14 protein-coding genes and 2 pseudogenes are annotated in these 22,265 nt (G+C 34.1%); 11 read left to right on the forward strand and 5 right to left on the reverse strand.

Features of this window, described 5'->3' with window-relative positions; genetic code table 11:
* Positions 1-1,146, forward strand: coding sequence for a type 8 capsular polysaccharide synthesis protein Cap8P (cap8P, locus tag JV528_RS12840; RefSeq protein ID WP_000723459.1), 1,146 nt, complete (start codon positions 1-3; stop codon positions 1,144-1,146).
* 64 nt (positions 1,147-1,210) lie between these two features.
* On the opposite strand, the gene isdI is transcribed toward cap8P, so the two are convergent.
* Positions 1,211-1,537, reverse strand: a complete 327-nt coding sequence (isdI, locus tag JV528_RS12845) for a staphylobilin-forming heme oxygenase IsdI (RefSeq protein ID WP_000480604.1) — start codon at positions 1,535-1,537, stop codon at positions 1,211-1,213.
* A gap of 6 nt (positions 1,538-1,543) precedes the next feature.
* Positions 1,544-1,926 (reverse strand): annotated as a pseudogene (locus JV528_RS12850) (YbaN family protein).
* 426 nt (positions 1,927-2,352) lie between these two features.
* Here JV528_RS12850 and JV528_RS12855 point away from each other — a divergent pair.
* Both JV528_RS12855 and JV528_RS12860 read left to right on the forward strand, forming a co-directional pair.
* A complete protein-coding gene (locus tag JV528_RS12855) occupies positions 2,353-3,840 on the forward strand; it encodes an aldehyde dehydrogenase family protein (protein ID WP_000290388.1) in 1,488 nt (495 codons plus the stop codon).
* A gap of 647 nt (positions 3,841-4,487) precedes the next feature.
* Complete coding sequence (locus JV528_RS12860; protein WP_001013482.1) at positions 4,488-5,447, forward strand: cation diffusion facilitator family transporter; 960 nt, start codon at positions 4,488-4,490, stop codon at positions 5,445-5,447.
* Positions 5,448-5,507: 60 nt separating this feature from the next.
* On the opposite strand, the gene JV528_RS12865 is transcribed toward JV528_RS12860, so the two are convergent.
* Complete coding sequence (locus JV528_RS12865; RefSeq protein WP_204177447.1) at positions 5,508-5,711, reverse strand: hypothetical protein; 204 nt, start codon at positions 5,709-5,711, stop codon at positions 5,508-5,510.
* A 178-nt stretch (positions 5,712-5,889) separates the two neighbouring features.
* Between JV528_RS12865 and JV528_RS12870 the strand changes: the two genes are divergently transcribed.
* The 8 genes and pseudogenes from JV528_RS12870 to ausB all read left to right on the forward strand — a co-directional run bounded on the left by JV528_RS12870 (position 5,890) and on the right by ausB (position 20,422).
* Complete coding sequence (locus tag JV528_RS12870) at positions 5,890-6,402, forward strand: DUF4242 domain-containing protein (protein WP_000171924.1); 513 nt, start codon at positions 5,890-5,892, stop codon at positions 6,400-6,402.
* A gap of 340 nt (positions 6,403-6,742) precedes the next feature.
* Entirely contained in the window at positions 6,743-7,483 is a 741-nt protein-coding gene (locus tag JV528_RS12875) for an ABC transporter ATP-binding protein (protein WP_000590836.1), read from the forward strand.
* Between the two features lie 13 nt (positions 7,484-7,496).
* Positions 7,497-8,470: pseudogene (locus JV528_RS12880) on the forward strand (ABC transporter substrate-binding protein).
* Positions 8,467-9,228, forward strand: a complete 762-nt coding sequence (locus JV528_RS12885; RefSeq protein WP_000197558.1) for an ABC transporter permease — start codon at positions 8,467-8,469, stop codon at positions 9,226-9,228. The pseudogene JV528_RS12880 and the gene JV528_RS12885 overlap by 4 nt, the downstream one beginning before the upstream one ends.
* A gap of 12 nt (positions 9,229-9,240) precedes the next feature.
* Positions 9,241-10,272 (forward strand): acyl-CoA/acyl-ACP dehydrogenase, encoded by a 1,032-nt coding sequence (locus JV528_RS12890; protein ID WP_000171637.1) that lies wholly within the window; start codon positions 9,241-9,243, stop codon positions 10,270-10,272.
* Between the two features lie 620 nt (positions 10,273-10,892).
* Positions 10,893-12,143: an MDR family MFS transporter gene (locus JV528_RS12895; protein ID WP_000826843.1), complete on the forward strand. Its 1,251-nt coding sequence runs from the start codon at positions 10,893-10,895 to the stop codon at positions 12,141-12,143.
* 446 nt (positions 12,144-12,589) lie between these two features.
* Positions 12,590-19,765, forward strand: coding sequence for an aureusimine non-ribosomal peptide synthetase AusA (gene ausA / locus JV528_RS12900; RefSeq protein WP_204177454.1), 7,176 nt, complete (start codon positions 12,590-12,592; stop codon positions 19,763-19,765).
* Positions 19,766-19,777: 12 nt separating this feature from the next.
* Positions 19,778-20,422 (forward strand): aureusimine biosynthesis 4'-phosphopantetheinyl transferase AusB, encoded by a 645-nt coding sequence (gene ausB, locus JV528_RS12905; RefSeq protein WP_000215723.1) that lies wholly within the window; start codon positions 19,778-19,780, stop codon positions 20,420-20,422.
* Positions 20,423-20,749: 327 nt separating this feature from the next.
* Here ausB and JV528_RS12910 read toward each other — a convergent pair whose 3' ends face one another.
* Positions 20,750-21,229 carry a YagU family protein gene (locus JV528_RS12910; RefSeq protein WP_001803646.1) on the reverse strand — a complete coding sequence of 160 codons (480 nt, stop codon included), beginning with the start codon at positions 21,227-21,229 and terminating at the stop codon, positions 20,750-20,752.
* Positions 21,230-21,496: 267 nt separating this feature from the next.
* Positions 21,497-22,261 carry an acetylglutamate kinase gene (argB, locus tag JV528_RS12915; RefSeq protein WP_000668901.1) on the reverse strand — a complete coding sequence of 255 codons (765 nt, stop codon included), beginning with the start codon at positions 22,259-22,261 and terminating at the stop codon, positions 21,497-21,499.
* Positions 22,262-22,265 lie beyond the last annotated feature (4 nt).

The following is a 22,265-nucleotide window of genomic DNA, read 5'->3' on the forward strand; positions in this document are numbered from 1 at the left end:
ATGAAAAAAATTATGGTTATTTTCGGTACGAGACCCGAAGCAATAAAAATGGCACCATTAGTAAAAGAAATTGATCATAATGGGAACTTTGAAGCGAACATTGTGATTACAGCACAACATAGAGATATGTTAGATAGTGTGTTAAGTATATTTGATATTCAAGCTGATCATGATTTAAATATTATGCAAGATCAACAAACGTTAGCGGGCCTTACGGCGAATGCGCTTGCTAAACTTGATAGCATCATTAATGAGAAACAGCCGGATATGATTTTAGTACATGGTGATACTACAACGACTTTTGTAGGAAGTTTGGCAGCATTTTATCATCAAATTCCGGTCGGACATGTAGAAGCTGGACTTCGAACACATCAGAAATACTCACCATTTCCTGAAGAGTTAAATCGAGTCATGGTAAGTAATATTGCTGAATTGAATTTTGCGCCAACAGTAATTGCAGCTAAAAATTTACTTTTTGAAAACAAAGACAAAGAGAGTATCTTTATTACTGGAAATACAGTTATTGACGCATTGTCAACAACAGTTCAAAATGATTTTGTTTCAACGATTATTAATAAACATAAAGGCAAGAAAGTTATTTTACTAACAGCGCATCGTCGTGAAAATATTGGGGAACCGATGCATCAGATTTTTAAAGCAGTAAGAGATTTGGCAGATGAATATAAAGATGTTGTCTTCATTTATCCAATGCATCGTAATCCAAAGGTAAGAGCGATTGCCGAAAAATATTTATCTGGGAGAAATCGAATTGAATTAATTGAGCCATTAGATGCGATTGAGTTCCATAATTTTACAAATCAATCGTACCTCGTGCTGACAGATTCTGGTGGTATTCAAGAGGAGGCTCCCACGTTTGGAAAACCTGTGTTGGTATTAAGGAATCATACAGAGCGTCCCGAAGGCGTTGAGGCGGGAACATCGAGAGTAATTGGCACAGATTATGACAATATTGTTCGAAATGTGAAACAATTGATTGAGGATGATGAAGCGTATCAACGTATGAGTCAAGCGAATAATCCATATGGTGATGGACAAGCATCACGACGTATTTGTGAAGCAATAGAATATTATTTTGGATTGCGTTCAGACAAGCCGGATGAATTCGTACCTTTACGTCACAAATAATAAAAAACCCCTAATCATGAAGTTGGTTTAGACAACCAGCGGTGACTAGGGGTTTTTAATATGTTTATTTTTGATAGTGGTAGCCAATATCATATTTGAATACTTTATTTGATAATATTGGACTTTGCTGTTCATCGTCATCACTTTTTAAACGTACATTTTTATGAGCTTCTTTAAATACATCGGAATTCAACCAATTATTAAAGCTATCTTCAGATTCCCAAATAGTTAAGATTTTAACTTCATCTGTATCCTTGGTATTTAATGTTTTAGTGACAAACATTTGTTGGAAGCCTTCAATAGTTTCAATACCTTGTCTATTGTAAAAACGTTCAATCGTTTCTTCCGCACTGCCTTTTTGTAATTGTAATCTATTTTCTGCCATAAACATGGGCAATCACTCCTCTATTTTATTATTTGATTTGGGTAATGTTTTTACAAATGTAAAGAGTACAGCGGTTTGTATGATAACCATTATGATTAATCCTATACGGACTGCAAGAACATCCACCATATAAATTGAAAAACCTATTACAATGTATAAGCTAATTAAAATTTTAATTTTCTGTTGTAGCGTGTAGCCTCGATGTAAATAAAAGTTTTCTACATATTCTTTATAAATTTTTTGATTAATAAGCCAATTGTAAAAGCGATCTGAACTTCGAGCAAAACAAAAAACTGCTACGAGTAAAAAGGGGTCGTTGGCAGTAAAGGTAATACGGCACCTGCAATACCAAGCGCTGTAAATATTAAGCCAATGACGATTAAAATAAGTCGCATTGAAAAAACTCCATTCTAGTACTAATGCGCATGTAATATTGTTTTAGTAATATAAATCATGCTAAATATAATGTGTATGATAAGTGCAATGACTCAGTAAAATGAAACGTTGTTGAATTATCCTTGTCCCATTAACGCATTTTAAGCGCGACTTTCATAACAACCAAACTATTTAATGAGAATTGTTCTCAAGTATTATAGTTATATTATGTGTTTTATTTTTGAAAAGTGCAATATGTTTTCGAAAATAATATTATTTTTATGTGCAAAAACGACGCAAAAGTTTTAAAAATGAGACTTCTGTGAGCTGATTATTTTATAAAATGTAAACGCTTACTATATAATGTGAATCATATCGTTTAAAAGCATTATTAAATATGATGCTAAGAGATTTATATTATAGCCAATAAACAAAGGAGAGATAATATGGCAGTAAACGTTCGAGATTATATTGCAGAGAATTATGGTTTATTTATCAATGGGGAATTTGTTAAAGGTAGCAGTGACGAAACAATCGAAGTGACTAATCCAGCAACTGGAGAAACACTATCACATATTACAAGAGCAAAAGATAAAGATGTCGATCATGCCGTCGAAGTGGCGCAAGAGGCATTTGAATCATGGTCATTAACTTCTAAATCAGAACGTGCACAAATGTTGCGTGATATTGGTGATAAATTAATGGCACAAAAAGATAAAATTGCAATGATTGAAACATTAAATAATGGTAAACCGATTCGTGAGACAACAGCAATTGATATTCCATTTGCTGCAAGACATTTCCATTATTTCGCAAGTGTTATTGAAACAGAAGAAGGTACAGTGAATGATATCGATAAAGACACAATGAGTATCGTACGACATGAGCCGATTGGCGTCGTAGGTGCTGTTGTTGCTTGGAACTTCCCAATGCTATTAGCTGCATGGAAGATTGCGCCAGCCATTGCTGCAGGTAATACAATTGTGATTCAACCTTCATCTTCAACACCATTAAGTTTATTGGAAGTTGCTAAAATTTTCCAAGAGGTATTACCTAAAGGTGTTGTCAATATACTAACGGGTAAAGGTTCAGAATCAGGTAATGCAATTTTCAATCATGATGGTGTAGATAAATTATCATTTACGGGCTCAACTGATGTAGGTTATCAAGTTGCCGAAGCTGCAGCAAAACATCTAGTACCTGCTACATTAGAACTTGGTGGTAAAAGCGCCAATATCATATTGGATGATGCTAATTTAGACCTTGCAGTTGAAGGTATTCAGTTAGGTATTTTATTCAACCAAGGTGAAGTATGTAGTGCAGGTTCTCGATTATTAGTTCATGAAAAAATTTATGATCAATTGGTGCCACGTTTACAAGAGGCATTTTCAAATATTAAAGTTGGAGACCCACAAGATGAAGCTACACAAATGGGTAGTCAAACTGGTAAGGATCAATTAGATAAAATTCAATCATATATTGATGCAGCAAAAGAATCAGATGCACAAATTTTAGCAGGTGGTCATCGCTTAACTGAAAATGGGTTAGATAAAGGATTCTTCTTTGAACCGACATTAATTGCTGTGCCAGATAATCATCATAAATTAGCGCAAGAAGAAATATTTGGACCAGTTTTAACAGTGATTAAAGTGAAGGATGATCAAGAAGCAATTGATATAGCTAATGATTCAGAGTATGGTTTAGCTGGCGGCGTATTTTCTCAAAATATCACACGTGCATTAAATATTGCTAAAGCTGTTCGTACAGGACGTATTTGGATTAACACTTACAACCAAGTACCAGAAGGTGCACCATTTGGTGGTTATAAAAAATCAGGTATCGGACGAGAAACTTATAAAGGTGCGTTAAGTAACTATCAACAAGTTAAAAATATTTATATTGATACAAGCAACGCTTTAAAAGGTTTGTACTAGAATCAATATCATTTTTGAGGCGTGTTCGTAGGTCAGTCTAGCGGTAAGTCTTAACATGTTTACGGAGTTGTTTAGATTTTAAGCGAAACAAAATATTTAGGAACATGCATAATGATATTAGGATATAATGACTAAAATAATAGCAGTAGGATGGTTTTTAATTGCAAATCATCATACTGCTGTTTTTAATTATGCTAATTTGCGATGCCGCTATTATAAGGACAGAGTTGTTTATGAATTATGGTGATTTAGAAATATGAAGTTCAATATGCAAAGTCATCGTTTGTTTTAATATGCGGAACAATCATTAAAGTTATTGCGATTTTTTGAACTTAATGAAACTAAACAATAAATTTGAGATGCTTTTTTGTCATTTTTATGTAACTAACACAATAATCTCGTACATTATTAAAAATTTCTATATGATAGGGATAAAGCAAAGAGCGAGTGTGCTGTAAAAGTTTTTCCAAGGTGATATTACATAAAGGTATAAAGGGTAAAGATTAATGAGTTGTCATGTGAAGAACGATGGTGTATAAATCATGGTTAATTACGGAAGCATTAATATTAATCTGAGAAGCTATAAAGAATTATTTTTAAAAGCGACAATATTAAATACGACGCATTTATTTAGGAGTGGCAAACGTATGAATGGGAAAAAGGCGAATACGATAAACAGATACAAATATTTTCATCATGTCAATCATCAAAAAATTCAACAAAGTTCTAAAAAGACGCTGTGGGCATCACTTATCATCACATTGTTATTTACAGTGATTGAATTTGTCGGAGGTTTAGTATCTAATTCATTGGCATTACTGTCAGATTCATTTCATATGCTTAGTGATGTATTAGCACTTGGTTTATCCATGTTGGCCATTTATTTTGCAAGTAAGAAGCCGACTGCACGATATACATTTGGATATTTAAGATTTGAGATATTAGCTGCATTTTTAAATGGTTTAGCATTAATTGTCATTTCAATCTGGATTTTATATGAAGCTATTGTACGTATTATTTATCCGCAACCAATTGAAAGTGGCATTATGTTTATGATTGCTAGTATTGGTTTACTCGTCAATATTATTTTGACTATTATCCTTGTAAGGTCTTTAAAACAAGAAGACAATATCAATATTCAAAGTGCATTATGGCATTTCATGGGAGACTTATTGAACTCTATTGGTGTCATCGTTGCAGTTGTATTGATTTACTTTACAGGATGGCGCATCATCGACCCAATCATTAGTATTGTAATTTCACTCATCATTTTACGTGGTGGTTATAAAATTACGCGTAATGCGTGGTTAATTTTAATGGAAAGTGTGCCTCAACATTTGGATACTGATCAAATTATGGCAGATATTAAAAACATAGATGGCATATTAGATGTACATGAATTTCATTTGTGGAGTATTACAACAGAGCATTATTCATTAAGCGCCCATGTTGTGTTAGATAAAAAATATGTGGGCGATGATTATCAAGCGATTGATCAAGTATCATCATTGTTGAAAGAAAAATATGGCATTGCACATTCAACGTTGCAAATTGAAAACTTGCAATTGAATCCATTAGATGAGCCATACTTCGACAAATTAACATAAATAAAACATTGTAGCGCCTAAAACATTAATCTATGTCATAGGCGCACGTTTTGTTTTGGATTATGTTGCATCATTTAAATGATTTTCGTCAATTTCTTTGATGTTATCTACATCTAACACGACATCTTTAGGTTTCAAAATATGAATATGTTTTTTATCATTTGTATGTAAAATGCGTTCTATGATGTACCTTTGACCGGCCATTGTTTCTACAGCAATCTTTTTGTTTCTTGCTAAACTTGCTACGACGGATTCTTTATCCATTATGATAGCCCCCTATATATATGTTTATTTACTTATACCCTAACATTATTTTTATGCTCTTTGAAAATATATTTTACAGAATTTTATCTAAATATTTAAAAAAATCGCTCAATATCCTTGTAATCCGATAAGGATTGTAGTAATATTTTTTCAACCATTGTTATAGGAGGTCTTATTAATGACATTATTTTTATTAGAAGCTAACAATCTTGATTTTGCATCAACGAAAGAAGAACTAGAAGCAAAGGCAGCATCACTATCTACGAAGACAATTCCAACATTAATTGAAGTACAAGCTACTGAAAATTTAACTCATGGTTATTTTATTGTGGAAGCAAATGACGAAGCAGAAGCTAAACAATTTTTAACAAAAGCAGGTATTAGTATTCAATTAGTCAAAGAAGTACGCTTAGTTGGTAAAGATTTAGATGAAGTTAAAAATGGTGATGCACATGTTGATTACCTTGTAACTTGGAACATTCCTGAAGGTATTACGATGGATCAGTATTTAGCACGTAAAAAGAAAAATTCTATTCATTATGAAGAAGTACCGGAAGTTGAATTTAAACGCACATATGTATGTGAAGATATGTCTAAATGTATTTGTTTATACAACGCACCTGATGAAGAAGCGGTACGTCGCGCGCGCAAAGCAGTTGATACACCGATTGATGGCATCGAAAAACTTTAATAAGACAACAAGTTGATGAGATATATGTATATAGGTTTGGCGTGGTTTTAGATGGCAGTTAATTAGAATAGCTCAATGCTATAAATGTAAGTAGTTGATATGGCGAAACTAATGAACTATATGCAATTATTGGCTAAAACAATCATTTTATTAAATTTTGTAGAGCTGAAATTAATATAACGTCGTTAATTGAATAACGCTTATGTTATAAGAGCGCTCGCACCAAACCATAATCATCTATAGATATAACAATTCACGATTTAAGGGCTGTGTTTGGCATAGCCCTTTAGATATACATTTAATTCTTATTAAAATAGTAGGGATTAAAAGGGGGCTTGTCATGATTAAAATACAACAATTACAACATCACTTTGGATTGCATAAAGTAATTCATAACTTTAATTTGGACATTAGTAAGGGAGAAATAGTCACTTTTATAGGAAAAAGTGGTTGCGGGAAGTCTACTTTACTCAATATTATCGGTGGATTTATTCATCCATCATCTGGTCGTGTCATTATTGATAACGAAATTAAACAACAGCCGTCTCCAGATTGTTTAATGCTATTTCAACATCATAATCTGCTGCCATGGAAAACGATTAATGACAACATTAGGATTGGATTCCAACAGAAAATTAGTGATGAAGAGATTAACGCACAGCTTAAATTAGTTGATTTAGAAGGCAGAGGAAAGCATTTTCCCGAGCAACTGTCCGGAGGTATGAAACAACGTGTAGCATTATGTCGAGCGCATGTGCATAAGCCTAACGTTATATTGATGGATGAGCCATTAGGTGCATTAGATGCGTTTACACGCTATAAACTTCAAGATCAACTAGTGCAACTAAAACACAAAACGGAATCAACTATTATCTTAGTCACTCACGATATTGATGAAGCTATTTATCTTTCCGACCGCATTGTTCTATTAGGAGAAGGATGCAATATTATTTCGCAATATGATATTACAGCATCACATCCACGCAGTCGCAATGATAGCCACCTACTTAAAATTCGTAATGATATTATGGAAACATTTGCATTGAATCATCATCAAGTTGAACCTGAATATTATTTATAAGGAGTGAGTGACGATGAAAAGGTTAAGCATAATCGTCATCATTGGAATCTTTATAATTACAGGATGTGATTGGCAAAGGACGTCTAAAGAACCGTCTAAAAATGCCCAACAGCAGCAAGTGATTAAAATTGGATATTTGCCGATTACACATTCAGCTAATTTGATGATGACTAAAAAATTATTATCACAACACAATCATCCGAAATATAAATTAGAATTAGTTAAATTCAATAATTGGCCAGATTTAATGGACGCATTAAACAGTGGTCGTATTGATGGTGCATCTACCTTGATAGAGCTCGCGATGAAATCAAGGCAGAAGGGCTCGAATATAAAGGCTGTGGCATTGGGTCATCATGAAGGCAATGTCATTATGGGACAAAAAGGTATGCACTTAAATGAATTTAATAATAATGGCGATGATTACCGTTTTGGTATACCACATCGTTATTCAACACATTATCTTTTACTTGAGGAATTACGTAAACAATTGAAAATTGAACCGGGTCATTTCAGCTATCATGAAATGTCGCCAGCGGAGATGCCAGCCGCATTAAGTGAACACAGAATTACAGGGTATTCTGTAGCCGAACCATTCGGTGCACTGGGCGAAAAGTTAGGCAAAGGTAAGACTTTGAAACATGGTGATGACGTTATACCTGATGCGTATTGCTGTGTGCTAGTACTGAGAGGCGAATTGCTTGATCAACACAAGGATGTAGCGCAAGCATTTGTACAAGATTATAAAAAGTCTGGCTTTAAAATGAATGATCGCAAGCAAAGTGTAGACATTATGACGCATCATTTTAAACAAAGTCGTGACGTTTTAACACAGTCAGCGGCATGGACATCCTATGGTGATTTAACAATTAAGCCATCCGGCTATCAAGAAATTACGACATTGGTAAAACAACATCATTTGTTTAATCCTCCTTATACAATGACTTTGTTGAACCGTCATTGTATAAGGAGGCATCACGTTCATGACACGTCTCACAATTAATAAAATTATATTACCTATTATCACATTTATTATTTTCTTAGGCATTTGGGAAATGGTCATTATTATTGGGCATTACCAACCTGTATTGTTACCTGGTCCTGCTCTTGTAGGAAAAAGCATATGGACTTTCATTGTTACTGGAGAAATTTTCCAACATTTAGCAATTAGTTTATGGAGATTTGTAGCGGGCTTTGTTGTCGCATTGGTGGTTGCTATTCCATTGGGCTTCTTGCTTGGAAGGAATCGTTGGTTATACAACGCTATCGAACCGCTATTTCAATTGATTAGGCCGATATCTCCGATAGCTTGGGCACCATTTGTTGTTCTATGGTTTGGTATTGGTAGTTTGCCAGCGATTGCGATTATTTTTATCGCTGCTTTTTTCCCAATTGTGTTCAATACCATTAAAGGCGTTAGAGACATTGAACCTCAATATTTAAAAATAGCGGCAAATTTATATTTAACTGGGTGGTCATTGTATCGCAATATATTATTTCCGGGGGCATTTAAACAAATCATGGCTGGGATACATATGGCGGTAGGAACAAGTTGGATATTTTTAGTTTCTGGTGAAATGATTGGTGCACAATCGGGATTAGGTTTTTTAATCGTTGATGCACGAAATATGTTGAACTTAGAAGATGTTTTAGCAGCAATATTCTTTATCGGATTATTTGGTTTTATTATTGATCGATTCATTAGTTATATTGAGCAGTTTATACTTAGAAGATTTGGTGAATAAGGAGAGATGAAGATGACTTTAGAAACGCTTATCAAAGAACAATTAGATCCTCATTTAGTAGAAGTTGATGAAGGGACGTATTATCCGAGATCATTTATCCAACAATTATTTGTAGATGGCTATTTTGGTGAAGCGACACTGAGAAAAAATGCTGAAGTAATCGAAGCTGTATCGCAGTCTTGTTTGACAACAGGATTTTGTTTATGGTGCCAATTGGCTTTTTCAACGTATTTAGAAAATGCCGCGCAGCCACATTTAAATAAAGACTTACAACAACAATTGTTATCTGGTGAAATATTAGGTGCTACTGGGTTGTCTAATCCGATGAAGTCATTTAATGATTTAGAAAAGTTGAATCTTGAACACACTTATGTTGATGGACAATTGGTTGTCAGTGGACGTATGCCAGCAGTAAGTAATATTCAAGAAGACCATTATTTTGGTGCGATTTCGAAGCATGAATCATCAGATGAATTTGTCATGTTCATTCTACGTGCCAATCAAGATGGTATCACCCTTGTTGAAAAAACAAATTTTTTAGGGGTAAACGGCTCAGCAACGTATCAAATTACTTTGAATCAAGTCGTAGTGCCACAATCACAAATTATCACGCATGATGCGAAGCAGTTTGCGGCAACTATTCGCCCGCAATTTATTGCTTACCAAATTCCAATAGGATTAGGCTCAATTAAAAGTTCTTTAGAGTTAATTGATGCATTTTCAAATGCGCAAAACGGAATAAATCAATATTTAGAGTATGATGTTGAAGCTTTTAAAAAACGTTATCATCAACTTAGAGAGGAATATTATGCAATATTAGATGACGGTAACTTAACTTCACATTTAAATGAATTAATATCATTGAAGAAGGACATCGGCTATTTATTGCTAGATGTGAATCAAGCTTCTGTTGTCAATGGTGGCTCAAGAGCATATACACCATATTCACCACAAGTTCGCAAGTTAAAAGAAGGATTCTTCTTCGCAGCATTGACACCAACATTAAGACATTTAGGTAAACTCGAAGCAGAGTTGAATAGCTAACTGAATTAAGATGGTGCATAATTCTATTCGTCGAAAACTACTACCGTTTTATAGATGGTAGTAGTTTTTTACTGCGATTACGCATATAAAATTTAGTGCCTGAATTATAATACAACGTTCGGGCACATATGTGTTCACTTACGCAATTATTGATAAATTTCAATCATCTGGAATAATATATAATTAGAGAGTGGGACAGAAATGATAAAGAGCCACAAATGATTTATTATGTAGTGGTTCTTGGGAGTGGGACAGAAATGATATTTTCGTAAAATTTATTTCGTCGTCCCACCCCAACTTGCACATTATTGTAAGCTGACTTTCCGCCAGCTTCTGTGTTGGGGCCCCGCCAACTTGCACATTATTGTAAGCTGACTTTCCGCCAGCTTCTATGTTGGGGCCCACCCCAACTTGCATTGCCTGTAGAAATTGTTGTTCCAATTTCTCTATGTTGGGGCCCCCGCATCAACTACTGCTATATAGTCATAAATTAAATAAGTATTAAGAAGTTGAACGAGTATGTCTTGAGTGAAATGTACAATTTTTGTGAAAATACGTGAAAAATCAGGAGTCCATAAATATTGAGCTTGTTATACATGTCGAGTGAGGTGTAGACATCAATGAAGCGATTAAGTACAACATTGAAAGTACGATTAATTAGTAATTTTTTACAATTGATTATTACGACAGCGTTTATCCCATTTATAGCATTATATTTAACTGATATGTTAAATCAATCTATCGTTGGTATATATCTTGTTGTCTTAGTGATTTTGAAGTTTCCGTTATCTATTATTTCTGGCTATATTATCGAAATATTTCCAAAAAAGGCTCTCGTGCTGATTTATCAGTTGACGATGGTTGTTATGTTAGTGTTAATGGGCATATTTAGCTCTAACCAGCTATGGCAAATCATCTGCTTTTGCATTGCATACGCTATATTCACTATCGTTTGGGGCTTGCAATTTCCAGTTATGGATACATTAATTATGGATGCAATAACGGAAGATGTTGAACATTACATTTACAAAATGAGTTATTGGATTACGAACTTATCGGTTGCTATCGGAGCTTTGTTAGGTGGATTAATCTATGGTCATAGTATGTTGATACTTTTCTTAGTCGCGGCATGTATTTTTTTAATTGTACTGGTGATTTTATATATTTGGTTGCCAGAAGACCAAAATCAATCAGTACGAACTGTTGCTAATGCGCAAACGCCTTTTTATCAACAATTTCATATTTTGAAAGTGTTGCGTAGTTATAAATTAGTTTTAAAAGATCGAAACTATATGTTAATGATTTCAGGATTCAGTATTTTAATGATGGGTGAATTCTCAACATCTTCGTATATTGCAATTAGATTAAAAGATCAATTTGAGACCATGAGCATAGGTCCTTATGATATTACAGGGGCAAAGATGTTAGCAATTTTACTCATGACCAATACTGTTGGTGTCATTGTACTCACGTATTTTATTTCAAAAGTTGTATTAAAAATAGATTTTAAAATAGCTTTAGTGTTCGGTTTACTATTTTATATTGTCGGTTATAGTGGAATCACGTATCTCAATCAATTTAGCTTGCTCATCTTATTCATGATGATTGCTACTATAGGTGAAATCGTTTATTCGCCTATATTTGAAGAGCAACGCTTTAAAATTATTCCAGAAGATAAAAGAGGGACATATAGTGCTTTTCATGCATTAGGTATTCATATGTCGGAAACATTAGCGAGGTTAGGGATTGTCTTGGGTGTGTTCTTAACCTCCTTACAAATGGGGTTGTGTATGTTTATCTTGTTAGTAATGGGTGCTTTGTTACTTGTTATAGGTGTATTTAGAGGACGAAAGAAAGTAAGCATAGATTGAATTTGCTGAAACATTTATTTAACAAGTCTCTTTGTATTGAAAACCCATTAATTTGGTCGTGATTAAAATAGAGATAAATTTATTAAGAATTTGTTAAAATTTAAGGATAACAATTGTTTTATGCGAGTTGTTTGTTTAATATAAACTTGCTTCATGGATATTTTGTAACAACAATATTGAATTTGCAATAAGATATGAACAAGAGAAAGTGATTAACGAGTTGTAGTGTGCTATTTATCGAATATGTATGTAATTTACATTGAAAAATATACCAATTGTAACGATGATACAAGATGTATTTTAGGGTAGAATATATCGCTTATATGTTGCGAATGGTGTTTTATATTAATCATTACATAACGAGTTAATTAACATTTCGTCGGTTATCATATCATCATGCAATTTCAGTAAGTAATGAGTATTATGATATGAAAGAAGGACTTTTTATGATTATGGGTAATTTGAGATTTCAACAGGAATATTTTCGTATATACAAAAATAATACAGAATCAACGACACACCGTAATGCGTATTGGGTTAAACTCGCTAAAAATGTTGAAGCTACTAAAATGATGTATGCATTATCGACAATTGTGCAACAACATGCATCTATAAGACATTTTTTTGATGTTACTACCGATGACAATTTAACAATGATACTTCATGAATTTCTGCCTTTTATTGAGATAAAACAAATTCCATCTTCTTCCGCAAACTATGATTTAGAGGCTTTTTTTAAGCAAGAATTAAGTACTTACCATTTTAATGATTCACCTTTATTCAAATTTAAATTGTTTCAGTTCGCTGATGCTGCATATATACTATTAGATTTTCATGTGTCCATTTTCGATGGTAGTCAAATTGATATTTTTCTTGATGATTTATGCAATGTATATCGTGGCAATACTGTAATTAACAATACTCGACAGCATGCACATTTAAATAGAAATGATGATAAAGACAATCAAGATGCATCGCATATAGCATTAGACTCAAACTACTTTCGGTTAGAGAATAACTCTGACATCCATATTGATAGTTATTTACCAATTAAGCATCCATTTGAGCAAGCTTTATATCAAACGTATTTGATTGATGATATGACATCAATAGATATGGCATCGTTGGCTGTTAGTGTGTATTTAGCTAACCATATAATGAGTCAACAACATGATGTCACATTAGGTATACATGTACCATCACATTTACCAAATGATTTACACGGAAATATTGTGCCATTAACGTTAACAATCGATGCAAAAGATGTATGTCAACGTTTTACAACAGATTTTAATAAAAGTGTGTTGCAAAATATGTCGCAATTACAGTGCGCGAAGTCTTCGCTTTCATTAGAGACTATTTTTCATTGTTATCATCAAATGATGCCTTGTTGTAATGATGTTATTGAGGATGTACATCAAATACATGATGCACATACATCTTTAGCGGATATTGAAATTTTTCCACATCAACACGGGTTCAAAATTATATATAACAGTGCAGCATATGATTTGCTCTCAATCGAGACGCTGAGTGACTTAGTTCGTAATATTTATTTGCAAATTACTGAAGAAAATGGAAATAAACGAACAACTGTAGATGAACTTAATTTGATGACAGAACGTGATATTCAATTATATGACGATATCAATTTAAGTTTGCCTGAGATAGATGATGCGCAAACAGTTGTTACCTTATTTGAGCAACAAGTTGAAGCAACGCCGAATCATGTCGCTGTGCAATTTGACGGAGTGTTTATAACATATCAAACATTGAATGCACGCGCGAATGATTTAGCACACCGTTTGAGAAACCAGTACGGTGTTGAACCTAAGGATCGTGTCGCTGTCATAGCTGAAAAAAGTATTGAGATGATAATAGCGATGATAGGTGTGTTGAAAGCTGGTGGGGCTTACGTGCCAATTGATCCGAACTATCCAAGTGATCGTCAGGCGTACATTTTAAAAGATGCAACGCCTAAAGTTGTAATAACGTACCAAGCTTTATATGAAAATAGTAAACAAAATATTAATCACATTGATTTGAACAAGATAGCGTGGAAAAATATTGACAATCTTTCTGAATGTAACACGTTAGAAGATCATGCGTATGTTATTTACACGTCGGGGACAACTGGTAACCCTAAAGGGACACTAATTCCGCACCGAGGTATTGTTCGCTTGGTCCATCAAAATCATTATGTACCATTAAATGAAGAGACGACGATTTTGTTATCAGGAACTATAGCCTTTGATGCTGCTACATTTGAAATATATGGTGCATTGCTCAATGGTGGAAAACTGATTGTTGCTAAAAAAGAACAATTATTAAATCCAATAGTGTTAGAACAATTAATCAATGAAAATGACGTTAATACTATGTGGTTAACCTCCTCATTATTTAATCAGATTGCTAGTGAACGAATAGAAGTATTGGTACCGTTAAAGTATTTATTAATTGGTGGAGAAGTATTGAATGCTAAGTGGGTAGATTTGCTTAATCAAAGACCGAAGCATCCTCAAATTATTAATGGTTATGGACCAACTGAAAATACAACATTTACAACGACGTATAATATACCTAACAAAGTTCCAAATTGTATTCCTATTGGTAAACCGATTCTTGGTACTCATGTTTATATCATGCAAGGCGAGCGTCGCTGTGGCGTTGGTATTCCTGGAGAATTATGTACAAGTGGCTTTGGGTTAGCTGCAGGTTATTTAAATCAGCCAGAATTGACAGCAGATAAATTTATCAAAGATTCAAATATAAATCAGCTGATGTATAGAAGTGGTGATATCGTTCGTCTGTTACCCGATGGCAACATAGATTATTTATATCGAAAGGACAAACAAGTTAAGATTCGAGGGTTTAGGATTGAGTTGTCAGAGGTTGAGCATGCGCTCGAGCGTATACAAGGTATTAATAAAGCTGTTGTTATTGTTCAAAATCATGATCAAGATCAGTATATCGTTGCTTATTATGAAGCGATGCATACATTATCACATAATAAGATTAAATCACAATTACGTATGACCTTACCGGAGTACATGATACCAGTTAATTTTATGCATATTGAGCAAATTCCTATTACTATTAATGGGAAATTAGATAAGAAGGCATTGCCTATCATGGACTATGTCGATACGGATGCCTATGTAGCACCGAGTACAGATACCGAACACTTGCTATGTCAAATTTTTGCAGATATTTTACATGTGAATCAAGTAGGTATTCATGATAATTTCTTTGAATTAGGTGGCCATTCATTAAAAGCAACGTTAGTGGTGAATCGGATAGAGGCATCTACTGGGAAACGATTACAAATTGGTGATTTATTACAAAAGCCAACTGTATTTGAACTAGCACAAGCAATTGCTAAGGTTCAAGAACAAAACTATGAAGTGATTCCTGAAGCTATAGTTAAAGATGATTATGTGTTGAGCTCTGCACAAAAGCGTATGTATTTATTATGGAAATCAAACCATAAAGATACGGTGTATAACGTACCTTTTTTATGGCGGTTATCATCAGAACTTAATGTAGCTCAATTGCGACAAGCAGTTCAACATTTGATAGAGCGACATGAGATTCTACGAACACAATATATTGTTGTAGATGATGAGGTTCGACAACGTATTGTGGCAGATGTTGTAGCTGACTTTGAAGAAGTTATCACGCATTTTACGGATGAACAAGAAATCATGCGCCAATTTGTAGCACCTTTTAATTTGGAAAAGCCAAGTCAAATTAGAGTGAGATACATTAGAAGTCCATTACATGCATACCTGTTTATAGATACACATCATATCATTAATGATGGTATGAGCAATATACAATTAATGAATGATCTTAACGCACTTTATCAACATAAATTATTGTTACCACTTAAATTGCAATATAAAGACTATAGTGAGTGGATGTCGCATCGTGATATGACGAAACATAGACAATATTGGTTATCTCAATTCAAAGATGAAGTACCTATCTTAAGCTTACCGACAGACTATGTTAGACCAAATATTAAAACGACAAATGGAGCAATGATGTCATTTATAATGAATCAACAAACGAGACAGCTACTTCAAAAATATGTAGAAAAGCATCAAATTACTGATTTTATGTTCTTTATGAGTGTGGTCATGACGTTGTTAAGCAGATATGCTCGAAAAGATGATGTTGTTGTCGGTAGTGTAATGAGTGCGCGTATGCATAAAGGCGCGGAGCAAATGCTAGGCATGTTTGCTAATACGTTGGTATATAGAGGGCAACCGTCACCTGATAAAATGTGGACACAGTTTTTACAAGAGGTTAAGGAAATGAGTTTGGGGGCATACGAGCATCAAGAATACCCATTCGAATGTTTAGTAAATGACTTAGATCAATCACATGATGCCTCACGGAATCCATTATTTGATGTCATGTTAGTACTACAAAACAATGAAACGAATCATGCTCATTTTGGGCATAGTAAATTAACACATATTCAACCCAAATCGGTGACGGCGAAATTTGATTTATCTTTCATCATTGAAGAAGATCGCGATGACTATACAATCAATATCGAGTATAATACCGATTTATATCACTCAGAAACAGTTCGTCACATGGGTAATCAATGTATGATTATGATTGATTATATTTTGAAGCATCAAGATACACTACAAATTTGCGATATACCAAATGGCACGGAGGAACTTCTAAATTGGGTCAATACGCATGTTAACGATCGAATGCTTAATGTCCCGGGAAATAAATCTATCATAAGTTACTTTAATGAAGTTGTCTCACGACAAGGTAATCATGTTGCGCTAGTCATGAATGATTTGACAATGACATATGAAACATTACGCAACTATGTGGATGCCATTGCGCACATACTCCTATCAAATGGTGTGGGCAATGGTCAACGGGTTGCCTTGTTTACAGAACGTAGTTTTGAAATGATTGCGGCGATGTTGGCGACAGTTAAAGTAGGTGCATCTTATATACCTATCGATATTGATTTTCCGAAAAAGCGACAAGGCGCAATTTTGGAGGATGCTAAAGTAACTGCAGTCATGTCTTACGGCATTGAAATTGAAACGACATTACCAGTCATTCAATTGGAAAATGCTAAAGGTTTTGTTGAATCAAAGGAAAATGATCAATATGATGATTTACATGGCGATCAACTTGAAAACACAGCGATGTTAGATAATGAGATGTATGCTATTTACACATCTGGTACGACTGGGATGCCTAAAGGGGTTGCCATACGACAACGAAATTTGTTGAATTTAGTGCATGCATGGTCAACTGAATTGCAATTAGGCGACAATGAAGTATTTTTGCAACATGCAAATATTGTTTTTGATGCATCAGTTATGGAGATTTATTGTTGTTTGTTAAATGGTCATACGCTTGTGATTCCAGATAGAGAGGAACGTGTTAATCCAGCACAGTTACAACAACTCATTAATAAGCATCGTGTTACGGTGGCATCGATTCCATTACAGATGTGTAGTGTTATGGAAGACTTTTATATTGAAAAATTGATTACAGGCGGGGCAACTAGTACGGCATCCTTTGTTAAATATATTGAGAAGCATTGTGGCAGGTATTTCAATGCCTATGGACCATCTGAGTCAACAGTCATCACATCGTATTGGTCACATCAATGTGGTGATTTGATACCTGAGACGATTCCAATTGGCAAACCCTTATCTAACATCCAAGTGTATATTATGTCAGATGGTTTGTTATGCGGTATTGGTATGCCAGGCGAGTTGTGTATTGCAGGTGATAGTTTAGCGATAGGATATATTAACCGTCCAGAATTAATGGCTGATAAATGGCAAAATAATCCATTTGGTAAAGGAAAGTTGTATCATAGTGGTGATTTAGCACGTTATACATCTGATGGTCAAATTGAATTTTTAGGAAGAATAGATAAACAAGTGAAAGTTAACGGGTACCGTATTGAACTTGATGAAATTGAAAATGCAATATTAGCTATTCGTGGTATATCTGATTGTGTTGTCACAGTAAGTCACTTTGATACGCATGATATATTGAATGCTTATTATGTCGGAGAGCAACGAGTGGAGCAGGATTTGAAGCAATATTTAAATGATCATCTGCCTAAGTATATGATTCCTAAGACTATAATGCATATCGATTGTATGCCATTAACCGCGAATGACAAGGTGGATACTACGCGTTTGCCAAATCCATCACCTATACAACAGTCTAATAAAGTGTATAGCGAACCATCTAATGAAATTGAGCAGACATTTGTTGATGTATTCGGAGAGGTATTGAAACAAAATGATGTCGGTGTTGACGATGATTTCTTTGAACTTGGTGGTAACTCATTAGAGGCGATGTTAGTTGTCTCGCATTTAAAACGATTTGGCCATCATATTTCAATGCAGACATTATATCAATATAAAACCGTGCGACAGATTGTTAATTATATGCACCAAAATCAACAATCATTAGTTGCATTACCGGATAATCTTTCGGAATTACAAAACATAGTTATGACTCGTTATAATTTGGGTATTTTAGAGGATAGTCTAAGTCATCGACCTCTAGGAAATACACTATTGACTGGTGCTACAGGGTTTTTAGGTGCTTATCTGATTGAAGCACTACAAGGATACAGTCATCGCATTTATTGTTTCGTACGTGCTGATAATGAGGAAATAGCATGGTATAAGTTGATGACGAATTTAAATGATTATTTTTCAGAAGAGACGGTTGAAATGATGTTATCAAACATTGAAGTCATTGTTGGTGATTTTGAGTGTATGGATGATGTTGTTTTACCAGAAAACATGGATACGATTATTCATGCAGGTGCTCGTACAGATCATTTTGGTGATGATGATGAATTTGAAAAAGTAAATGTTCAAGGTACTGTTGATGTCATACGTTTGGCACTACAACATCATGCAAGGTTAATATATGTGTCTACGATAAGTGTGGGAACTTATTTTGATATAGACACAGAAGATGTGACATTTTCAGAAGCGGATGTCTATAAAGGACAACTACTAACATCACCATATACACGGAGTAAATTTTATAGTGAATTAAAAGTATTAGAAGCTGTAAATAATGGCTTAGATGGTCGGATTGTACGTGTTGGTAATTTGACGAGTCCTTACAATGGGAGATGGCATATGAGAAATATAAAGACTAACCGTTTTTCAATGGTAATGAATGATTTGTTACAACTGAATTGTATCGGGGTTAGCCTCGCTGAAATGCCTGTAGATTTTTCTTTTGTGGATACGACTGCCAGACAAATTGTCGCATTAGCACAGGTCAACACACCACAAATCATTTACCATGTGCTATCACCTAATAAAATGCCGGTGAAATCTTTGTTAGAATGCGTTAAGCGCAAAGAAATTGAACTCGTCAGCGATGAATCATTTAATGAAATTTTACAGAAACAAGACATGTACGAAACGATTGGATTAACTAGTGTTGACCGTGAACAACAACTAGCAATGATAGATACAAAATTAACATTAAAAATAATGAATCACATCAGTGAAAAATGGCCAACGATAACTAACAATTGGCTGTATCATTGGGCGCAATATATCAAAACAATATTCAATAAGTAAGTAGGGAAAGTTATGACAGTATTTGTAATGCAATTACAGAGTAACTTGAAAAGTATTGAAGAATTAATATCACAAAGTCGTTGGTCATATAAAAAACCGCGTACAGTCAACTATAGATACAATCAAGATAAACTCATGCACAGATTGGGAGATATTTTAGTGCAATATGGAATTCAACATGACACAGGGTTATTACCACATGAATGGCATTATCACATTTCGCCACGAGGTAAGGCAGATATAGTTCAACACAATCGTGATGGACAGCCCATCTATGTGAGCTTATCATATAGTTATCCTTATATCGTGTGTGTTGTCGATAAAGAACCAGTTGGTATTGATATCGAAAAGATATCACAACGTTTAGACTGGCGTACATTAGTGACGTGTTTCTCTACAAACGAAGCACATCAAATATGTAGTTTAAATGATTTTTATCAAATATGGACACAAAAAGAAAGTTTTACAAAATTGATTGGTGAAGGTTTAATCAAAGGATTGGACATTTATGATATGACACAATCACACTTTTATCAATCACGTGAAGTGAAGTTCAAACAATTTATTTTTGATCAGTTTATGGTACAGGTATGTTTCTTAGGAGAGGCTCCTTGGAGTTATAAAAAATTATCGGTATTCCAGCTATTAAGTAGTTAACATGGCGTCTAACAGTATCATTGCGCAGTGATTTTAAACTATGCTGCCTAAATGTTTACTGTTAGATGTTTTTTTATTGGAAAAATGAAAGGTGAATACACGATGGCATCATTCAAAATCATGACGAGATTAAAGTAAGTGATAAGGTGAAAATATACTGAGCAATATTGAAATTGCCAAAAATAATGGCTTGTTACGACGCATTTGAGACTTTAATGCTCACGTAAGTTGGCTGGAATCATATCATGTCAGTTAATAAAATAACGTGAGTATCAATCATCATACTCAAACGATGATTTAAAACTCACGTTACGATGTTTATATGAATTAATTTAATTTATAGCGATAGACAAAATGTTGTCGTACTAATTCAATAGTCATCATCCAGACGACATGTCCAAATAATTCTGATATGTGCTCTTGGAATGGTTGATCCCACACAGCAGGTACAGTATGCATAATCGGCATAATGATAAGGTGGAATAACACCCATATTACAATACCAAAAACAGCACCTTGTCCCATTGCTAAGTAAGCGTATTTTTTAACTAATATGCAGTAAATAATTGCAATGACGATAGAAAAACTAAAGTGGACAATAAAGCTTACCCAAGGCAATTCCATATTTGAAAATGTATATGTTTGATGCGTAAACTCACTACTAAATCCTAATTGTTGCAATAACTCTTGAGGTGGGTTTGTTGCATTTCGTTCTGGTGTACGAGGTGGAAACATGACCTCCCAACCTAATTTTACAATTCCAGATAACAAGCCACCGATAATTCCAGCATAAATGAATATACCCATTTGTCGTTTCGTCAACTTAAGGACTCCTCTCTATTTACTATCCTCATTATAGTATTTTGTGAAAATAATCACAATAAAAAGCTTTGCAAAACTTAAAATATTTTGATAAACAAATTTGTAAAAGGTTATTAGTTTTTTACATCTCATATTGTATCATATTGTATTCAAAATTATTAACGAGATGAACGGTAAATAAATGTTTCAGCGCAATGGATAAACGAACTGGAATCATCGCGTGTCAAAACTTGTTAGGCCTTAATTTCATAGTTATGAATTAAGTATTGTTGTCCCAACAAAATCATTATTGTAAATAGCTTCGATAATATTTGGCTTGTTTCCTGATGCAATGATAACTTTAGGACAGCCATTTTCAATAGCATTTTTAGCATCAAGCACTTTGGGAATCATACCTCCATAAATATCACCATGCTCAATATACTGATTAATATCAGCTAAGGGTAGTTGAGGTATAACAACATCGTTGATTAGCACGCCAGCAATATTACTTAGTACATAAATGGGTGCTTCTAATGATGCTGCAATAAAATAGGCGAGTGTGTCTGCATTTATGTTGTAAAATTCTCCATCATGGTTATTGAAACCAATCGAATTGATGATAGGTATAAATTTAGTACATAAATAAGACAATGAGTCTATATTTAAAGTGGTTGGAACCCCGACATATCCATATTGTTGATCAAAACGTTTAATTTCAAATAATTGAGCATCCAAACCACATAAGCCTATTGCAGAACATTGGCGCTGGTTAAATTGAGCTACTAATGCAGTGTTAACGTCTGCAATGAGCGTGTGTTTAGTAATAGTCATGGTTGCTTTATCAGTCACTCTTAGGCCATTAACAAAGTGTGGCTCGATTTGCTGGTATGATAATGCTTCATTAATAAATGGGCCACCGCCATGAACGATAATGGGGTAGATGTTGTTTGATCGTAAATACTTAATGTTGTTAATAATTGATGGATGCATGTCACTTAGTGTACTGCCACCAATTTTAATGACAATAAATTTCATCTAA

Origin of the sequence: Staphylococcus sp. GDB20D11A, assembly GCF_016893255.1 — a bacterium.
GTDB lineage: Bacteria > Bacillota > Bacilli > Staphylococcales > Staphylococcaceae > Staphylococcus > Staphylococcus aureus.